Below are 18,906 nucleotides of genomic sequence, written 5' to 3'. Positions count from 1 at the left end.
AACGACCGGATAACCTCCGTGACCGGACAAGCACCAAGATGGGGGTATACGGTGAAATTCCGGCTGCTCGGGGCGGTGGCGGCGGACGGGGCCGACGGCGAGCTCCGGCTCGGCCCGGAGAAGCGACGCAGCCTGCTCGCTCTGCTCCTGCTGCGCCGCAACCGCGCGGTCTCCGTCGCCCAGCTCACCGAGGCACTGTGGGTGGACGAACCGCCCGCCAACGCCCGCACCGTCGTGCAGAGCCACGTCTCCCGGCTGCGGGCGCTGCTGGCCGAGGGGCAGGCCGACCGGTACGGGGTCCAGCTCGCCACCGCCGGTGACGCCTACACGCTGCACCTGCCCGAGGGGCTGCTCGACGTCGAGCGGTTCGACGCGCTGGTGGCCGCCGCCCGGAGCGAGCAGCGGTCCACCGAAGTGGTCGGCGCCCTCGAGTACGCCCTCGGCCTGTGGCGCGGTCCCGCCCTCACCGGCACGGTCTCCAGCGCCCCGCTGGAGGCCTGGCGGCAGACCCTGGAGGAGAACCGGCTCACCGCCGTCGAAGCCCTCGCCGACCACCTCCAGCGGCTCGGCGAGCCCGCCCGCGCCGCCGAGCTGCTGCGCGCCGAGACGGTCGCCCACCCGCTGCGCGAGTCCCTGGTCTCGGCGCTGATGCTCGCCCTGTTCCGGGCGGGCCGGCAGTGCGACGCCATCGACTGGTACCACCGCACCCGGGAGTCCCTCGCCGACCGCCTCGGCGTCGACCCCGGCCGCGCCCTGAACGCCGCGTACGAGCGCATCCTGCGCGGGGAGGGCGCCGAGACGGTCGGCGGGGGAGGCGCAGGAGCCGAGCCCGGACCGACCGCGTCGACGGCGTCCGCCGCGTCCGGGCCCGCGTCCGCCGCGTCCGGGCCCGCGTCCGGGCCCGAGTCGAAGCCGAGCATCCCCGTGCAGCGCAGCTCCTTCCGGGCCGGCGCCTCCATGCCCACCAGTCCGCCCACCAGCCCGCCCACCCCCGCGCCCGCCGTCGGCCCCGCCTTCCAGTCGCAGCCCCGCCCGGAGCCCCAGGCGGCGCCCCGCCCGCAGGCCGCGGCCGACTACCCGCCCGTCGCCGCGGCCGCTCCGCCGTCCACCGCCGCGCAGCCGTCCGCCGGGGCGGTGGCCGTGGTCGACCTGCTGCCCCGGGCGCCGCGCGGTTTCTACGGTCGGGCGGCCGAATTCGCCGCGCTCGGAGACGCGTTGCGCACGGGGCCGGACGGGGCGATCGCGCTGGTGACCGGCCCGGCGGGGGTGGGGAAGACCGCGCTCGCCCTGCAGTGGGCGCACCGGCACGGCGGGCGCTTCCCGGACGGGGTGCTGTTCGCCGACCTGGGCGGGTTCAGCGACCGGCCGGACCGCGAAGTCGGCGACGTGCTGGCCGAGTTCCTGGTCGCACTGGGCATCGCCGACGAGGACCTGCCGCCCACCCTGGCGGGCCGGGCCGCGCTCTACCGGCGGGCCACCACCGGCCGCCGGCTGCTGGTGGTGGTCGACAACGCCCGGGAGTCCGAGCAGGTCCGGCCGCTGCTGCCGGCCGGTGCCGACTCGGCCGCGCTGGTCACCAGCCGGCACCGGATGCTGGGCCTGGTCGTCTCCGAACTCGCCCGTCCCGTCCCGCTGACGGTGCTGCGCCCGGAGGAGGCCGCGGCCCTGCTGGCGCGGGTCCTCGGTCCGGGGCGGGTCGCCGCCGAGCCGGAGGCCGCCCGCGAACTCGCCGACCTGTGCGACGGGTTGCCGCTGGCGCTGCGGGTCGCCGCCGCCAAGGCCGCCGCCGACCCGCGACGCGGCTTGGCCGACGTGGTCGACCAACTGCGGCACGAGCAGCGCCGGTTGAGTCACCTCGCGGCCGAGGAGATCAGCGTCACCAGTGCGTTGCGGCTCTCCCACGAGCAGCTGCCGCCCACCGCGGCCCGGCTGTTCCGGGCGCTGGGCCTGCACCCGGGCCCGCTGGTGGACCCGTACACCGCCGCCGCCCTCGCCGGCCTCGAACACGACGCCGCCGCCGAGGCGTTGGAGCAGCTCGCCGCCACCCACCTGGTCACCGAGACCGGCCCCGAGCAGTACACCCTGCACGACCTGGTGTGGCTGTACGCCCGCCAACTCGCCGCCGAGACCGACCGGTCCGAGCAGCGCACCGCCCGCGCCCGGCTGGCCGACCAGTACCTGTACGCCGGTCTGGCCGCCGCGCAGTGCGCCGAGCCCGGCAGCAAGCCCTGCTGCGAGCCGCCCGCCGGCAGTCACCGTCCGCGCGCCGTACCCGAGTTCACCGACGTCGAGGACGCCCTGCGGTGGATCAGCGCGCACCGCGAGACGCTCGCCGAGGTGATCGCCACGGCGAGTCCGGAACGGGCCTGGCGGCTGGTGCTCACCCAGTGGCCGCTGATCCTGCGCCGGGTCCGCGACGGCTGGGTGCCGCAGCTCCAACTCGCCCTGGAGGCGGCGATGGAGACCGACCACCTGGACGGCGAGAGCCAGGTCCGGGCGCTGCTCGGCTGGGTGCTGGTCTCCAACCGCCGCCTGCACGAGGCCGCGATCTGCCTCACCCCCGCCGCCGAGCTCGCCGCCCGGGCGGGCAACCAGGTCGGTCGGGCGATCGCCCTGATCAACCTGGCCGCCGTGCACTCCGAGCTGGCCGACCACGCCGCCGCCGGCGCGGGCCTGGCCCAGGCCCTGGAGATCGCGATGGCCGCCGACCACCCGCACACCGTCGCCCTCGCGCTGCAGCACCTCGCCCGTCACCACCTGGACGCCGGACGTCCCCGCCCGGCCCTGGACCACGCCCTGCACGGCATCGCGCTGGCCAGCGAGGACGGCCCCGCCCCGCGCCGGGTCCTGCTGCACACCACCGCCGGCGAGGCCCTCTCCGTGCTCGGCCGCCACCCCGAGGCCAGGGCCCGGCTGGGCGCGGCCCTCGCCGAGGCCGAACGGGTCGGCCACGACGAGGCCACCGCCGAGGTGCTGCGCGCCCTGGCCCGCGCCGAGGACGCCGCCGGACTCGCCGGCGCCGCCGCCGCGTACCGCCGCCGGGCCGACCTGCTCTCGCCGATCTGAGCGGGCCCGGGGCCGGGCCGGGGCCGGGCCTGGAGCCGGCCGGGGACTGGGCGGGGCCCGTCCGGCCCTCCCGGGGATCGTCGCGCACCGTGACGACGGGACGTTAACCAGGCGCAGGCGAAAGGCAAACCCGTCCCGCGAGACTGGGGGCACGGCAGTGCGTCCCGCCCGGCCGGTCCCGGTGCGCCGTCCCCCCGTGCGGCGGGGGCCGGCCGGGCGGGCGTACGGCCCCGGTGGTGGGGCGGCGCGACGGCGGGTGGGACTGCCGGGACGTCCGCCAGACGGCCCGACGGCCCGACGTGGCCGCGTCGGCCGGTCCGGGGCCGGAACGCCCGGCCGCCGGGTTCGGCGTGGGGGCCGGACCCGGCGGTGCCGCACCCGGACGCACCCGGGCGCACCCGTCGCGGACGCGCCCGCCCGGGCGCCCCGCGGGCGGCTGCCTCCGGGGGCACCGCGGCGGCCCGCGCGGGCGAACCGGAACGGGGACTCATTGACAGCGCGTCAGCACGGTCGGTCTAATGCTGCTTCCACTGAACGCGCAGCTCACCGGGGGGAAGCAGTGGGACAGTCCAGGATCGACGCAATGTTCGAGCGCGATCGGGCCGCCAGTGGCGCGGGCATCGTGCTGGAGGAGGTGTCCGGAGGCCGTGCCGTCGCGCGGATGAAGGTCACCGAGGAGATGGCCAACGCGCACGGCATCGGGCACGGCGGGTACGTGTTCCTGCTCGCCGACACCGCGTTCTCGTACGCCTGCAACAGCTACGGCCCGGTCGCGCTCGCGCAGGGCGCGCAGGTCGCCTTCCTGGCTCCGGCGCAGCTCGGCGACACCCTGGTCGCGGAGGCCGTCGAGCGGACCCTGGCGGGTCGGCAGGGGGTCTACGACGTCACGGTGCGGACGGAGGCGGGCGCGGTGGTCGCCGAGTTCCGGGGGCAGAGCGTCCTGGTCGCCGGGGTGCCGCACAGCGGCGCCGGGGTGTCGCGGAACGGCTGAGCCGCCCCGCGCGCGGCGGCGGGTCCGTCCGCCCGGGCGGCGGGTCGGGGCCCGGGCGGGCCCTCACCGGACGCCGGGTCCCGCTGTGCGGGCGGCGTAACCGCCGACCGTCCGCCCCGGAGACAGTCGCGAAATGCGCTCTTCCTACAGTCGCCACAGGCAGGTGCAGGTCGAACGGAAGGGCTCTCCCGTGGCCGGACAGGTGGCGCAGGACACAGCGGGACCGCAGCGGCCGGGGACCGAACAGGTCAGGTCGGTCTGCTCCTACTGCGGGGTGGGCTGCGGCCTGCTCCTCGACGTCGGCACCGGCCCGGACGGCCGCCGCGCCGTGCGGAAGGTCACCGGTGACCCGGAGCACCCGGCCAACCGCGGCCGGCTCTGCACCAAGGGCGCGACCACCGCGGACATGCTGGCCGCACCCGGACGCCTCTCCACCGCCCTGGTGCGCACCGTCCGGGGCGAGGACGCGGTGCCGACGCCGGTCGCCGAGGCGATCGCCGCCACCGGTCGCCGACTGCGCGCGATCGTGGACGAGCACGGGCCGGACGCGTTCGCGCTCTACGTGTCGGGGCAGATGAGCCTGGAGGCCCAGTACCTGGCGAACAAGCTCGCCAAGGGGTACGTCCGGACCAACCAGATCGAGTCGAACTCCCGCCTGTGCATGGCCAGTGCCGGAACGGGCTACAAGCTGTCGCTGGGCGCGGACGGCCCGCCCGGCTCGTACCGGGACCTCGACCTGGCGGACGTGTTCCTGGTGATCGGCTCGAACGCGGCCGACTGCCACCCGATCCTGTTCCTGCGGATGATGGACCGGGTCAAGGCGGGCGCCAAGCTGATCGTGGTCGACCCCCGGCGCACCGCGACCGCCGCCAAGGCCGACCTGTTCCTCCAGCTCAGGCCGGGCACCGACCTGGCCCTGCTGAACGGCCTGCTGCACCTGCTGCACGTGAACGGGCACACCGACCCGGAGTTCATCGAGCGGCACACCGAGGGCTGGGCCGCGATGCCCGACCTCCTCGCCGACTACCCGCCGCACAGGGTCGCCGAACTCACCGGCCTGGCCGAGGCGGACATCCGCCGGGCCGCCGAACTGATCGGCGAGGCCGGGGAGTTCACCAGCCTGTGGACGATGGGGCTGAACCAGTCCACGCACGGCACCTGGAACACCAACGCGCTGGTCAACCTGCACCTCGCCACCGGCACCATCTGCCGCCCCGGCAGCGGACCCTTCTCGCTGACCGGCCAGCCCAACGCGATGGGCGGCCGCGAGATGGGCTACATGGGACCCGGGCTGCCCGGCCAGCGCTCCGTGCTCGCCGACGCCGACCGGGAGTTCACCGAGCGGCTGTGGAACCTGCCGCCCGGCACCCTGCGCGCCGACGGGGTCGGCAAGGGCACCGTGGAGATGTTCCGGAAGATGGCCGACGGCGAGATCAGGGCCTGCTGGATCATCTGCACCAACCCGGTCGCCTCGGTCGGCAACCGGCGAACCGTCATCGAAGGCCTGGAGAAGGCCGAACTCGTGATCACCCAGGACGTGTTCGCCGACACCGAGACCAACGCCTACGCCGACGTGGTGCTGCCCGCCGCGCTGTGGACCGAGACCGAGGGCGTGCTGATCAACAGCGAGCGCAACCTCACCCTGGCCCGGCCGGCCGCCGACGCCCCCGGCGAAGCGCTGCCCGACTGGCGGATCATCGCCGAAGTCGCCCGCGCCATGGGCTATTCGGAGGGATTCGAGTTCACCGACGCCGAGCAGGTCTTCGAGGAGCTCAAGCAGGCCCACAACCCCGCCACCGGCTGGGACCTGCGCGGCGCGACCTACCCGCGGCTGCGCGACACCCCCGTGCAGTGGCCCGCCGCCGACCCGGACGGGCCCGACCGCAACCCGATCCGCTACCTGCTCCCCGACGGCACCCCCCGCTTCCCCACCCCCAGCGGCCGGGCCGCCTTCCATCCACGCCCGCACCTCGACCCGGCCGAACTCCCGGACGACGACTACCCGTTCGTCCTGAACACCGGCCGCCTGCCGCACCAGTGGCACACCCTCACCAAGACCGCCAAGGTCGCCAGACTGGCCAAGCTCGACCCGTCCCCGTTCGTCGAGATCCACCCCGAGGACGCCGCCGCGCTCGGCGTCGGCGAGGGCGACGGCGTCGAGGTCTCCTCCCGGCGCGGCCGGGCCGTGCTGCCCGCCAAGGTCACCGACCGGGTGCAGCGCGGGAGTTGCTTCGCGCCGTTCCACTGGAACGACCTGTTCGGCGAGTACCTGTCGGTCAACGCCGTCACCTCCGACGCCGTCGACCCGCTCTCCTTCCAACCCGAACTCAAGTACTGCGCGGTCGCGTTGGCCAAGGTCCCGACGCCGACCGCCACCGCTCCGGCCTCCGCTCCCGTCCCCGCCCTCGTCGACGCCACCGCCGCTCTCGAACCGTCCGCTCCCGCGCCGTCCGCCGGTTCGGTGTTCGGGCTGGACGCCGCGCCGCCGCCGGTCCTCACCGAGGGCGAACGCCGCTACCTGGCCGGGTTCCTGGCCGCGATCCCGACCGGTCGGCCCGGAGTGCCGGTGCTGCCCGCCGACGCCCCGTTCGACCCGGGGCACGCCCAGTGGGTCAACGGCGCCCTGGCCGGACTGTACTCGCGCACCGCCGCACCGGAACCGGCCGCGCCGCAGGCGCCGACCCGCCAACTCATCGTGCTGTGGGCCTCGCAGACCGGCACCGCCGAGGAGTACGCCACCACCGCCGTCGCCCGGCTCGCCGCCGGCGGCCACCCCGCCGCGCTGCACGCGATGGCCGACACCGACCCGGCCGCCCTCCCCGGCGACGCCGACCTGCTGCTCATCACCTCCACCTACGGCGACGGCGACGCCCCCGACAACGGCGCCGGGTTCTGGGACGCGCTCACCACCGCCGGACCCGGCCGGCTCGACGGCCGCCGCTACGCCGTCCTCGCCTTCGGTGACTCCACCTACCAGGACTTCTGCGGCCACGGCCGCCGCCTGGACACCCGCCTCGCCGAACTCGGCGCCCGCCGCCTCGCCCCCCGCGCCGACTGCGAACCCGACTACGAGAGCACCGCCGACAGCTGGCTCGACAGCGTCCTGTCCGCCCTCGCCCGGGACACCGCGCCGCCGCCCCCGCCCACCGCCGCTCCCACCCCGGCGCGCCGCACCGCCGCCCCCGCCCGCCTGGTCGGCAACCGCCTGCTCTCCGGCGCCGGTTCGGGCAAGGAAGTGCGCCGCTTCACCTTCGACACCGGCGACCTCGGCCTCCCGCTCGACTACACGGTCGGCGACGCGCTCGCCGTCCACCCCGTCAACTCGCCCGCCCTGGTGGACGAATGGCTCTCCGTCACCGGCCTGGCCGGCGACCAGGCCGTCACCCTCCCCGGCCACGGCGACCTGCCGCTGCGCGAAGCACTCGCCCGGCACCTCGACATCACCAGGGTCAGCCCCAAGCTGCTCCGCTTCACCGCCGAACGCACCCGCGACGACCGCGAGTTGCGCGCCCTGCTGCGCGCCGACAACACCGACGCGCTGGCCCGCTGGACCTGGGGCCGCCAAGCCGTCGACGTGGCGGCCGAGTTCGCCGTCCGGGCCGGCGCCCAGGACTGGGTCGACGTGTTCGGCAGGCTCCAGCCCCGCCAGTACTCGATCTGCTCCAGCCCGCTCACCGATCCCCGCCTGGTCTCGCTCACCGTCTCCGTGGTGCGCTGGGACAACCTCAAGGGCCAGCCCCGGGGCGGCGTCTGCTCCACCCACCTCGCCGACGCCGAACCCGGCGCGAGCGTCCCCGTCCACCTCCAGCGCGCCCCGCACTTCCGCCCGCCCGCCGACCCCGCCACCCCCATGATCATGGTCGGCCCCGGCACCGGCGTCGCCCCCTTCCTCGGCTTCCTGGACGACCGCCGCGCCCGCGGCCACCGGGCCCCCAACTGGCTGTTCTTCGGCGAACAGCACCAGGCCACCGACTTCTACTACCGCGAGGAACTCACCGCCCACCTCGCCGACGGCACCCTGACCCGCCTCGACACCGCCTTCTCCCGCGACCAGCGCGCCAAGGTCTACGTCCAGGACCGGATGCGCGAACACGGCCACCACCTGTGGTCCTGGCTCCAGGACGGCGCCCACTTCTACGTCTGCGGCGACGCCTCCCGGATGGCCAAGGACGTCGACCAGGCCCTGCGCGACATCGCCGCCACCCACGGCAACCTCGCCCCCGACGACGCCGCCGCCTACGTCAAGTCCCTCGCCGCCGAGAAGCGCTACGTCCGCGACGTCTACTGACCGAACTCGCCGCTGAGGCATTTGAACGCGTTCAGAGTTGCGGTAGCGTACTGGTCATGCGCCACCGAACTGTGGCGTTCGTCCAGGTATGCCCGCATGCCGCGGTCGCGGCGGGGCACAGCACAGGCACGAGAGCGGGGGCGGAGCCATGCCCGGAGACGGATTCGGCGAGTGGGTGGCGGAGTTCGAGGCGGAGCGGGAGCGGCGGGAGCGGACCGCGGAGCCGCAGTGGGGGCGCGGGGCCGAACTGTCCGCGGCGGTGGCGCGGAGCCTGCAGAAGTTCCAGGTGGGAGAGGACGGCGACGGGGCCAACCTGCGGGCCAAGGCCGACCGGGCGGGGGACGGGGCGTACTCGGCGGCGGTGCGGCTGTTCGTCGACGAGGAACGCAACCACGCCCGGCTGCTCGCCGAGCTGCTGGCCGCCGCCGGGGTGCCGCTGCTGGACGGCCACTGGAGCGACGGGATCTTCGTCCGGGTGCGCCGACTGCTCGGCCTGCGCACCGAGTTGATGATCCTGATGGTCGCCGAACTGGTGGCCGTCGAGTACTACCGCAGCGTGCGGGACGGGCTCGCGGACCCGCTGACCCGCGAGGTCACCGACCGGATCCTGCGCGACGAGCGGCGCCACATCCCGTTCCACGTCCAGCGGTTGCGGCAGTCGTTCAACGAACTCGCGCCGTCGGGAAGGTCGTTCGCGCACCTGGCCTGGCTGCTGCTGGCCCTCGCGGGCGCGCTCTTCGTCGCCGTCGACCACGGCCCCGCCCTGCACGCCGTCGGAGCCTCCCGGGGCCGCTTCCTGCTCGCCGTGGCCCGCCACGCCCGGGCCGTCGGCACCGCGATGACGGCCCGGGAGGGGCGGACGGTGGCGGATCCGCTGGTGGGGTAGCGCGGGGTGGCTCGGGGCGGGGCGGGGGGCGGGGCGGGGCGCGCTCCTCCGCCCCGGGCGACTACTCGCCGGTGCTGCCGTCGATGCGCTCGCGGAGCAGGTCGGCGTGGCCGTTGTGGCGGGCGTACTCCTCGATCAGGTGGGTGACGACGTAGCGGAGGGTGAAGACCTCGTCGCGCCGGTGGAACGGGGTGTCGAGGGAGTCGGCGTCGTTGACGGTCGCCCGGGAGCGGGCGCACTCCTCGTGCCAGATGCGGAAGGCCTCGTCCGGGTCGGCGGCGGAGGCCTCGAAGGCGGAGTCGTCCGGCCAGTGGGCGGGGGCGCCGTCGCCGTTCACGACGTTGCGGAACCAGCTCCGCTCGACCTCGGCCAGGTGGCGGACGAGGCCGAGCAGCGAGAGCTCGGAGGGCGGCACGGCGCGCAGGCGGAGCTGGTCGGCGGTCAGGCCGGCGCACTTCACGGCCAGGGTCTCGCGCTGGTACTGGAGGAACTGGGTCAGGGAGGTCCGGTCGTCCGCCACCTGGGAGGGGGCGGTGCGCTGATGATCGCTCATCCGGCCATCATCCCGGTCCGGCCCCCCGCCCGGTAGGCGTTTTCCCGCCCGGGGCGCCCCGGACCTCCCGGTCCCGGTCCGGTCCCGGTCCGGTCTCGGTCAGTGCGCGGGGCGCTCGTCGACGACCTGGCGGAGCTTGCCGGTGCGGGGGTTGGTGACGAGTTCGGAGCGCGGCACCCACTCCACCTGCAGCGGGTGGATCGCGCCGATCGCCGCCTCGGAGACGTACGCGGGCCGGGCGGCCAGCACGGCGTCGCGCAGCGCCTCGGTGAGTTCGGCGGGCGGCGGGGCGGTGGTGGTGTGGCCGAGCCGGATGATCAGGCCGTCGCGGTTCTCCCAGCGGCGCTGGACGAGCTGCATGCCGGTGATGTGGTGCCCGGGGTCGTGGGCGAGCAGCACGTCGCGGACGTCCTCGGTCGGCATGTTGACGATGCCGACCCGGGCGCCCTCGGTGGAGCGGCCGAGCAGCCGGAAGGTGCCGAGGGCGTGGTCGGTCCACTCGGCGCGGTCGCCCGCCGGGTAGCGCAGGATCGGCACCAGGGTGCGGAACAGGTTGGTGACCACGACCCGGCCGGGGACGCCGGGTTCGGTGATCGGCTCGCCGGTCGCGTCGTCGACGAGTTCGACCACCGTGCGGTTCGGGAAGGCCCGGTGGACCCGCAGGTCGTCCCCGGCGGGCACCGGCGCGGCCACCAGTCCGGCGTCCACCGAGGCGTAGCCGATCGAGGACAGCGCGGCGTTGGGGAAGGCCGAACGCAGCAGCGGGCGGAGGTCGTTGAAGAGGATGTCGCCGCCGAACAGGATCAGTTGGACCTGCGGGGCGGGCCGGTCCTGCTTGAGCAGGGTCTCGGCGACGGCGGACAGCTTCATCGGCTCGCCGGCCAGCACGTCGACGCCGAAGGAGTGGATCAGGTCGGCGACGTACTCGTCCGGCGCGGTGGCCACCGGCAGCCGGACGTTGTCGATCGGCGCGTGGTGCAGGGCGCCCTCGATGAACAGGAAGCCGCTGTAGAACTCGCCGGCCCGGAACAGGTTGGCGACCTTCTGCCCGGGCTTGAGCCCGGCGTCGACCAGGCCGGCGCCGAACGCGCTGACCGAGTCGAAGTGTTCGGAGCGCGTCCACGGCGAGAACTTCGGGGCGCCGGTGGTGCCACCGGACTTGTAGACGGCGGCGTCGGTCAGCGGTCCGGTCAGCAGGCGGTTGTCGGGCCAGCGGTTGGCCGACCAGAACGCGACGTGGTCGATCACGGGCAGCTGGGTGAGCGAGCTGACCCGGGCGGGCACCTCGCGGTACAGCTCGGCGTAGAACGGCGAGTTGCGCCGGGCGTGGTCGACCAGGGCCTGAAGCGGCAGAGCGGGCATGGTGGTTGGCTCCTAGGGAGGGAAGGGGGCTACGGGGCGAGGCCGATCCAGTCGCGGGCGAGCCGCTGCACGGTGGCGCCGTCCCGGTCGGCGAGCTTGGCGTCCAGGTAGGCCGCCGCCCACGGGCCGGTGGGGATCCGGAACGCCGGCCGCTCCTCGGCCAGGGCCCGCAGCACCGCCTCGGCGACCTCCGAGGCGGGCTGCCCGGCGCCCGCCCAGTGCGCGCCGATCCGGGCGCCGTACGCGGCGAAGGTCTCCGCGTACGGGCCCGAAGCGGCTTGCACGGTACGGCGGTTGACGTCCGGGAAGATGCCGAAGCGGGTGTCCGGGACGTAGCCCGGCACCAGGACCGACACCCGTACGCCGTGCGCGGCGGCGACCGGGGCGAGCGCCTCCATGAAGCCCTCCACGGCGAACTTGGCCGCGCAGTACGCCTCGTTGAAGGGCTGGCCGACCACGCCGTGCACGCTGCCGATGGTCAGCAGCCGCCCGCCCGCGGCGCGCAGCAGCGGCATCGCGGCGCGCGAGACCGCGACGGTGCCGAAGAAGTTGACCTCCAGGTTGGCGCGCAGCGCCTTGGAGGTGGACATCTCCAGGGTCGGGTCGAAGTTGGAGATCCCGGCGTTGTTGACCAGCGCGTCCAACCGGTCCAGTCCGGCGAAGCAGTCGGCGACGGAGTCCTCGTCGGTGACGTCCAGTCGGCGCACCTCGGCGTCGGGCGCGGCCGCCCGCAGCGCGTCGGCCCGCGCCGGGTCGCGGACGGTGGCGATCACCGACCAGCCGTCCCGGCTCGCCGCCGCCGCGGTGGCCAGCCCGATGCCGGACGAGCAGCCGGTGATCAGCAGTACCTGACGGTCCGTCATTTCGCCGCCTCCGCAGGTCGGGTGGGAGCGGGCGGTGCGTCGGCCGGGTCGACGAGGTCGACGGCCTTCGGCAGGTCGGCGTCCATCCGGGCCTGCACGCCGAGCGCGGGCAGGAAGGAGCAGGCGGCGAGCAGGGTGCCGCCGACCATGGTCCAGCGGGCCGCGGCCAGGACGCCGAGCGGGCCGGTGAGCAGGGAGACGGCGAGGCCGCCGGCCAGCGCGGCGAGCGGGATGACGCCCCAGGTGGCGGTGCGGAACGCGGCGTGCATGACGCCCTGGTGCCGCGCGGACATCCGGGACTGCCGGATGGGCGCCGAGCACACGTTGATGCACGACATGAAGAAGCCGTAGCAGCCCATGGTGACCGCGATGACCGGCCCGGCGGGGAGCGCGGGCGCGGCCAGCACGCCCAGGCCGACCAGGCAGTGCAGCAGCAGCGCCCAGGCCAGCGTCCGCCCGAGGCCCAGGCGTTCGCTGATCTTCGGGGCGACCAGCGCGCCCAGCAGCGCGCCGACCGCGCCCGCGGACATCGCGGCGCCGTACACGGCGACGGTGACGCCCAGGCCCCGGTAGGCGAGCACCGGCATGACGGTGACGAACACCGGGCCGCCGGAGTTCAGCGTGACGGCGGCCAGCACCACCCGGCGCAGCACCGGGTCCTGCCAGTTCAGCCGGAAGCCGAGGGTGAGCCGCTGCCACACCGAGCCCTCGGCGACGGTGGGCCGGCCCCACGGCCGCATCCAGCGGAAGCAGGCCGCCGAGACCAGGTAGCTGGCCGCGTCGACCAGCAGCGAGGCCGCGCCGAGCGCGCCGTACAGCGCGGCCGCGATCGACGGGCCGGAGACCTCGGCGACCGAACCGCTGCCCTCCAGGCGGGAGTAGGCGCGCACCAGGTGCGGCTGCTCGACCACCGCCGGGACGGCCACCAGGTAGCCGACGTTGAAGAAGATCGTCGCCCCGGAGACCGCCGCCACGCAGCAGAACAGCAGCGGCGTGGAGAGGAAGTCCAGCCAGTGCGCGACCGGGATCACCGCGACCGCGACCAGCCGCACCAGGTCGCAGGCGATCAGGGTGCGCCGCTTGTCCCAGCGGTCCACCAGGACGCCCGCCACCGGGCCGAGCAGCGGGATGCCCAGGTACTGGGCCATCGCGACGATACCGACCTGGAACGCCGAGGCGTGCAGCACGAAGATCATCAGGGTCGGCACGACGAACACCGTCACCCGGTCGCCGACGTTGGAGACCGACTTGCCGACCCAGAACAGGTTGAAGCCCCGGCCCAGTTGCTCGGGCTTGCCCAGTCTCACGCTTCCTCCCGGACCGCGAACCCGGCGGTCTTCCCGGTCCGCTCGTTGCTGACCAGCGCGTCCACCACCCGGACCCGCACCTGCTCCGGGTCGTGGACGAAGGCCGTGCTCAGGGTGAAGGTGCCGGCCAGCAGTTCGCGCCGCAGCGCCTCGGCCGCGTCGGCCGGCAGCTCGCCGAGCACCAGGACGTCCACCGACTGCGCCCGGCCGCCCCGTTCGGTGACCAGCACCTGGGCGCGGCTGACGCCCGGCTCGCGCTCCACCCGGGCCAGCAGCTCGTCCACGTGCAGGCCCAGGCCGCGGACCTGCACCACGTTGTCGCGGCGCCCCAGCACCCGCATCGCCGGGCCCGGCCGGCCGCACGGGCAGGACGTCAACTCGCCCGCGTCGCCGGTGCGGTAGCGCAGCACCGGGTTCAGCATCGCCGGGTCCAGCGAGGTGAAGTCCAGCAGTCCGCCGTCGCCGACGTGCACCAGCTGGTGCGGGAACGGGTGGAAGGTGTCGGCCGGACAGTCCGGCGCGTTGGAGCCCACCACCCAGGTCTCGGTGGAACCGAACATGCCGTGCCGGCGGGCCTTCGGCGCGACCGCCGCCAAGTCCTCCTCCAGCTGCGGCTGCCAGGCCTCGCCCAGCCACAGCACCTTGCGCAGCGACGGCAGTTCGATCCCGGCCGCGCGGGCGTGCGCGAACCACAGCCGCAGCACGCTGGGCGTGCCGCCGATCGCGGTGACCTTCCGGTCGGCCAGGAAGCCCAGCCACTGCGGGTACTCCTCGGCGGTCACCGACCCGAGCGCGATCACCCGGCAGCCCGACAGGTCGGCCAGGCCCGCCGCCAGGAAGTGCGCGCCCCACATCCGGCCCGCGCCCCAGGCGTTGACGAACACGTCGTCCCGGTCCAGCGGCCGCCAGTGCTCGAACACCTTCGCCATGTAGAACCCGGTCGGCGCGTACCCGACCTTCGGCGCGCCGGTCGAACCGCCGCTCTGGAACAGCCAGGTCGCGCCCTGCTCGGCGACCGGCTCCAGGTGCGCCAGCGCCGTGTTCAGGTCGTCCTTCGCCAGCGGCGGCAGCGCGGCCAGCTCCGCCAGCGAGGACGGCGCGCGGAACGCGTCGTACCGGCCCTCGAACTCCGGCACGCCGCGCAGCAGTTCGAGCGTCCGGCGGGCCACCGCCAGGCCGTCCGCCGCCTGCTCCTCGGTCAGCGAGAAGGTCATCGTCCGGCACCCCCGCCCACTCCGTCCGCGGCACCGGCGAGGAAGGCCGCGTGCGCGTCCCGGTAGGCGGCGAACCGGGCCCGGGTGACGTCCCGCTGGACCGGCCGCTCCGGGTCGTCCAGGTCCGGGGCGATCACCCCGTCCGGCTCCAACTCGGAGAACCAGAAGCGCTCGCCGTCGTGCAGGAAGTCCACGCAGAAGAACGGGATCGGCAGCTTCTTCGCGAAGTACGCCGTGGCGTCGACGAGTTCCGGCGGCACCTCGCAGAACTCCATCGACCCGCCGCGGCTCGCGTTCGCCACCGGCGACCCCGCCTCCGGGGTGCGCCGCAGCGCCGCGTACGGCCGCCCGTCCACCACGTACACCCGGTAGTCCACCGTGCCGTCGCCCAGGTACGGCTGCGCCACCAGCACGGTGTCGCCGCCCTGCGCCAGGCTGGCCAGGCCGCGCACGTCCTCCCGGGAGCGGGCCAGGCAGATCCCGCCGCCGCCGCACCAGCCGGACGGCTTCACGATCGCCGGGAAGGTCAGGCCGTCCAGCGCCGCCTCGTACTGGTGCTTGGAGACGTCCCGCCCCGAGCCGATCCGCACCGACGGGACGGGCGGCACCGGCGAGTCCGCCAGGAACAGCACCGTCGCCAGCTTGTCGTTGCCCAGCAGCGACACCTGCGCCGGGAACGGCAGGTAGAACCCGGCCTGCTCCAGCACCGTGCACAGCGTCAACTGGTTGAACACGTCCATCGACTGGTACGGCAGCGAGTACAGCGCCGTGATGAACAGCGTGTCCTCGGGCGTCACCCGCTCGCCGTCCACGTACACCCGCGGCCGGCCCGGGTCGGTGCCGTCCACCGTCACCGCCTCCGGGGCGTGCATCGTCCACGCCATGCCCAGCTCGGCGGCGATCTCCGCGTACATGTCCCAGAAGTAGTGCTTCCACATCGCCCCGGACCGGCTCGACTCCCGGTCGGGGAAGATCCAGCACATCCGGCGCAACGGCGCCCGCTGCTCGCTCATTCGCTCTCCTCCAGCTCACTCAAGTCGAACTCCCGGCCGGGCGAAGCCCGTTCGGCCCACCAGGCGCGCCCCTCCGGCGGCAGCGTGTCCACCGGGTCGACGTACGGGTACCGACGGCCCAGCCCGTCCTCCCCGCGCGGCACCTCACCGAGGCCGTCGCGCAGTTCCAGTCCGGTGCGGTAGTTCTTGGTCCAGTACGAGATGCCGCGGACCCGGTCGTAGCCCACCGCCTGGTGCACCCAGCGCTTGCCGACGTGCGGCACGTCCGCCACCAGCCGGGGCGTCGCGTAGCCCGGCAGGTAGCCGAGGATCGCCTCCTGCAGCCGCTGCGCCTCGGCCAGCGGCAGCCGCCAGTGCTCGGCGTTCGGGATCACGTCGCACAGGTAGAAGTAGTACGGCAGGATGTTCGCCTCGCCCTGCAGGGCGAAGCACAGGTCGAGCAGCGCCGCCGGCGTCGCGTTCACGCCGCGCATCAGCACGCCCTGGTTGCGCACGTCCCGGACGCCCGCGTCCAGCAGCCCGCGGGCCGCCTCCGCGACCAGCGGGGTGATCGACGCCGCGTGGTTGGCGTGGGTGTGCACCGCGAGGTTGACCGAGCGCCGGGCCGCCAGCCGGGCCACCCGCTCCACCCCGGCCAGCACCTTCGGCTGGAGCCAGTGCTGCGGCAGCCCGACCACCGACTTGCTGGCCAGCCGGATGTCCCGCACCGAGCCCAGCTCCAACAGCCGCAGCAGGAACGACTCCAGGCGCGGCCACGGCACGTTCGCCAGGTCGCCGCCCGACACCACCACGTCCCGCACCGACGGGGTGCGCTTCAGGTAGTCGAGCATCTGCTCCTCGCGGTCCGCCGGACGCAGCACCAGCCGCGCCTTGGCGACCTGCGGGGTCGACCGGCCCACCAGGTCCATCCGGGTGCAGTGCCCGCAGTACTGCGGGCAGGTCGACAGCAACTCGGCCAGCACCTTGGTCGGGTAGCGGTGGGTCAGCCCCTCCACCACCCACATCTGCGCCTCGTGCAGCGAGTCCCGGGCCGCCAGCGGATGGCTCGGCCAGGACGGGTGCCGGTCCGCGCGCACCGGCAGCATGTAGCGCCGCACCGGATCGGCCAGGAACGCCTCGGTGAACGCGGCCGGCGTCAACTCCGCACCCGCCGCCATGGTGTTCAGCATCTGCGGCGGCACCAGCACCGACATGGTCGCGAAATCCCGCTGGTCGGCCGCCAGTTCGTCGTAGAACCGGTCGGTCAGCAGCGAACCGAACACCTGTCGCAACTGCCGCTCGCCCTGCACGCAGTGCGCCCGCTGCCACTGCGCGTCCCGCCACTGCTCCGCCGTCACCCCCCGCCAGCCCGGCAGCCGCCGCCAGTCCGGCTCCACCAGCGGCCGCCGCACGTACTGGTACGGCTGCGCCTGACGCTCCATCAGACAGCCGATCTGGCGAGCAGGTCGGCGTGCCGGGTGCGCAGCTCGCGCTTCAGCACCTTGCCGGTCGGGCCGAGCGGGAAGTCCCCGTCGGCGCGGGCCACCCGCAGCGCCGCCAGCTCGGCCAGCCCGGCCCGGCCGAGTTCGGCGTTGGCCGCCTTCAGCAACCCCTCCTCGTCCAGGGCCTCCGCGCCCTCCTGGAGCTGCACCACGGCGATCGGCCGCTGTCCGCCGTCCGGGTGCGGGACGCCCACCACCGAGCAGTCCCGGACCAGTTCGGCGCAGTCGGCGAGCAGCACCTCCTCCAGCGGCAGGCTGTACACCGGCCCGTCCAGGGTGTCGATCACGTCCACCGTCCGGTCCAGGTGGAAGAAGCGGCCCGCCGCGTCCCGGTAGGCCACGTCACCGGTCAGCCAGTACCCGGAGAGGTGGAAACTCGCGGTCAGCCGCTCGTTGTTCCAGTAGCCGGGCGTGATCGAGGGCGCCCGCACCGCCAGCAACCCGGGCGTCCCGTCCGGCAGTTCGTTGCCGTCCTCGTCCAGCACGGTGGCGTGCTCGACCACCTCGGACGGCTTGCCCACGCAGCGGTCGGCACGCTCCGTCTCCGGCGAGGTGACCTGGCCGAACAGCGCCATGCCCATCTCGGAGGAGCCCAGGCCGTCCACGAACTGCGAACCCGGCAGCGCGGCCTGCTCGGCCTTCTCCCGCGGCAGCAGCCACGGCCTGACCAACCCGGCCGGCCGCTCGCCCAGTCGCACCAGCCGCCGGACGTGCCCGTAGTGCGCGCTGTCACCGGTGTTGAACCAGGAGTGCACCTTGGCCGCGCCCGCCACCGGCAGCTCGCCGGTGGCCAACTCGACGAAGGTGCGCGGGAAGGAGGCCACCATGGTCGGCTGGAACGCCTCCATCACCGGCTCCACCACCGCGCGCCGCCAACCGCCCATCACCACGGTCGGCAGACCCAGCAGCGTCGCGGTCAGGAAGTAGCTCAGGCCGCCCGCGTGGGTGTGCGGCATCAGCGACATCAGCCGGTCGGACGGCTCGGCCGGGAAGCGCGTCATCCGCGGCTGCTTGCCCTCCCAGAACTGCCGGTGCGCCAGGATCGTCGACTTCGGGGTGCCCGTCGTCCCCGAGGAGTGGATCAGCGCCACCACGTCCTCGGCCGCGTGCCGGTACGGGTACTGCTCGGGCAGCGGCGCGGCCGCCGCGTCGAAGGCCTGCACCTCGGCGGTCAGCGCCAGGAACCGGGGCCGGCGGCGCGGGTCCTGCCGGTACGCCGAGGCCAGCCGGGTGGTGTCGTCCGCGACCACCCCGACCACGCCGACGTGGTCCAGGTAGCGCACCATCACGTCCGACCGCATCGCGTCGTTGACCAGCGCCGGGACGGCCCCCAGCGCGGTCAGCGCGAAGAAGTGCAGCAGCGGCTCCAGCCCCTCCGCGACCACCACGCCCACCGGGTCGCCCGGCCGCACGCCCATCGCGTGGTACCAGGCCGCGTACCGGTCGCGCAGCGCCGCCAGGTCCAGCAGGCTGTGCCCGACCAGCACCACCTCGCCGCGGTGGTCGAGCCGGTGGCCGAACGCGTACGGCACCGCCCGGTTCGGGTTCGCCTCGATCGCCCGGTCTAGGAAGTTCCCCGCCCCCAGGGTCGGGTCGGCCGCGAACCGCTCCCGGACGGACAGCGGGGCGATCGGTGTCGGGGCGGTGGGTGTCTGGTCGCTCATGGCGGTCTCCAAGCAGGACTCGTCGCCGACGCGCGCCCTCGTGGGACGCGCACCGGGCCAGGGGAAAGGCCCAACGGGATGGGCGGAGAACGGATCTGACGGTGCGTCAGATCCGCTGCCGTGCGGGTCGGACGGGATGGCTCAGCGTGATCCGGGTGGTGCGGGGTGATCCGGGGTGATCCGGGGTGGTCCGGGGTGGTGCGGGCGCAGGGGAAGGC

The 18,906-nt window shown here is 74.6% G+C and carries 12 protein-coding genes; 4 read left to right on the top strand and 8 right to left on the bottom strand.

Features of this window, described 5'->3' with window-relative positions:
• Positions 1-51: 51 nt before the first annotated feature.
• The 4 genes from ACZ3J7_RS01500 (at position 52) to ACZ3J7_RS01485 (ending at position 9,231) form a co-directional block, all read left to right on the top strand.
• The gene (locus ACZ3J7_RS01500) at positions 52-3,066 is read left to right on the top strand and encodes an AfsR/SARP family transcriptional regulator (RefSeq protein ID WP_465615661.1); all 3,015 of its coding nucleotides are present in this window, start codon (positions 52-54) and stop codon (positions 3,064-3,066) included.
• Between the two features lie 583 nt (positions 3,067-3,649).
• Entirely contained in the window at positions 3,650-4,057 is a 408-nt protein-coding gene (paaI, locus tag ACZ3J7_RS01495; RefSeq protein ID WP_465615659.1) for a hydroxyphenylacetyl-CoA thioesterase PaaI, read from the top strand.
• 190 nt (positions 4,058-4,247) lie between these two features.
• Positions 4,248-8,345, top strand: coding sequence for a molybdopterin-dependent oxidoreductase (locus tag ACZ3J7_RS01490; RefSeq protein WP_465615657.1), 4,098 nt, complete (start codon positions 4,248-4,250; stop codon positions 8,343-8,345).
• A 148-nt stretch (positions 8,346-8,493) separates the two neighbouring features.
• Positions 8,494-9,231, top strand: a complete 738-nt coding sequence (locus tag ACZ3J7_RS01485) for a ferritin-like domain-containing protein (protein WP_465615655.1) — start codon at positions 8,494-8,496, stop codon at positions 9,229-9,231.
• A gap of 61 nt (positions 9,232-9,292) precedes the next feature.
• On the opposite strand, the gene ACZ3J7_RS01480 is transcribed toward ACZ3J7_RS01485, so the two are convergent.
• The 8 genes from ACZ3J7_RS01480 to ACZ3J7_RS01445 form a co-directional block, all read right to left on the bottom strand.
• A complete protein-coding gene (locus tag ACZ3J7_RS01480; protein WP_465615653.1) occupies positions 9,293-9,784 on the bottom strand; it encodes a DinB family protein in 492 nt (163 codons plus the stop codon).
• Positions 9,785-9,883: 99 nt separating this feature from the next.
• Entirely contained in the window at positions 9,884-11,146 is a 1,263-nt protein-coding gene (locus ACZ3J7_RS01475) for a phenylacetate--CoA ligase family protein (RefSeq protein WP_465615651.1), read from the bottom strand.
• A 29-nt stretch (positions 11,147-11,175) separates the two neighbouring features.
• The gene (locus tag ACZ3J7_RS01470) at positions 11,176-12,009 is read right to left on the bottom strand and encodes an SDR family NAD(P)-dependent oxidoreductase (RefSeq protein ID WP_465615649.1); all 834 of its coding nucleotides are present in this window, start codon (positions 12,007-12,009) and stop codon (positions 11,176-11,178) included.
• Complete coding sequence (locus tag ACZ3J7_RS01465; RefSeq protein ID WP_465615647.1) at positions 12,006-13,316, bottom strand: MFS transporter; 1,311 nt, start codon at positions 13,314-13,316, stop codon at positions 12,006-12,008. The genes ACZ3J7_RS01470 and ACZ3J7_RS01465 overlap by 4 nt, the downstream gene beginning before the upstream one ends.
• Positions 13,313-14,530 carry a phenylacetate--CoA ligase family protein gene (locus ACZ3J7_RS01460; RefSeq protein WP_465615645.1) on the bottom strand — a complete coding sequence of 406 codons (1,218 nt, stop codon included), beginning with the start codon at positions 14,528-14,530 and terminating at the stop codon, positions 13,313-13,315. Before ACZ3J7_RS01460 ends, ACZ3J7_RS01465 begins: the two co-directional genes overlap by 4 nt.
• Entirely contained in the window at positions 14,527-15,543 is a 1,017-nt protein-coding gene (locus ACZ3J7_RS01455) for an ATP-grasp domain-containing protein (RefSeq protein WP_465615643.1), read from the bottom strand. The genes ACZ3J7_RS01460 and ACZ3J7_RS01455 overlap by 4 nt, the downstream gene beginning before the upstream one ends.
• Positions 15,540-16,964, bottom strand: a complete 1,425-nt coding sequence (locus tag ACZ3J7_RS01450; protein ID WP_465615641.1) for a KamA family radical SAM protein — start codon at positions 16,962-16,964, stop codon at positions 15,540-15,542. The genes ACZ3J7_RS01455 and ACZ3J7_RS01450 overlap by 4 nt, the downstream gene beginning before the upstream one ends.
• Complete coding sequence (locus ACZ3J7_RS01445) at positions 16,964-18,688, bottom strand: class I adenylate-forming enzyme family protein (RefSeq protein ID WP_465615639.1); 1,725 nt, start codon at positions 18,686-18,688, stop codon at positions 16,964-16,966. The genes ACZ3J7_RS01450 and ACZ3J7_RS01445 overlap by 1 nt, the downstream gene beginning before the upstream one ends.
• Positions 18,689-18,906 lie beyond the last annotated feature (218 nt).

This window comes from Kitasatospora sp. NPDC015121, assembly GCF_055562955.1.
This window is presented reverse-complemented; position numbering and strand designations above follow the sequence as displayed.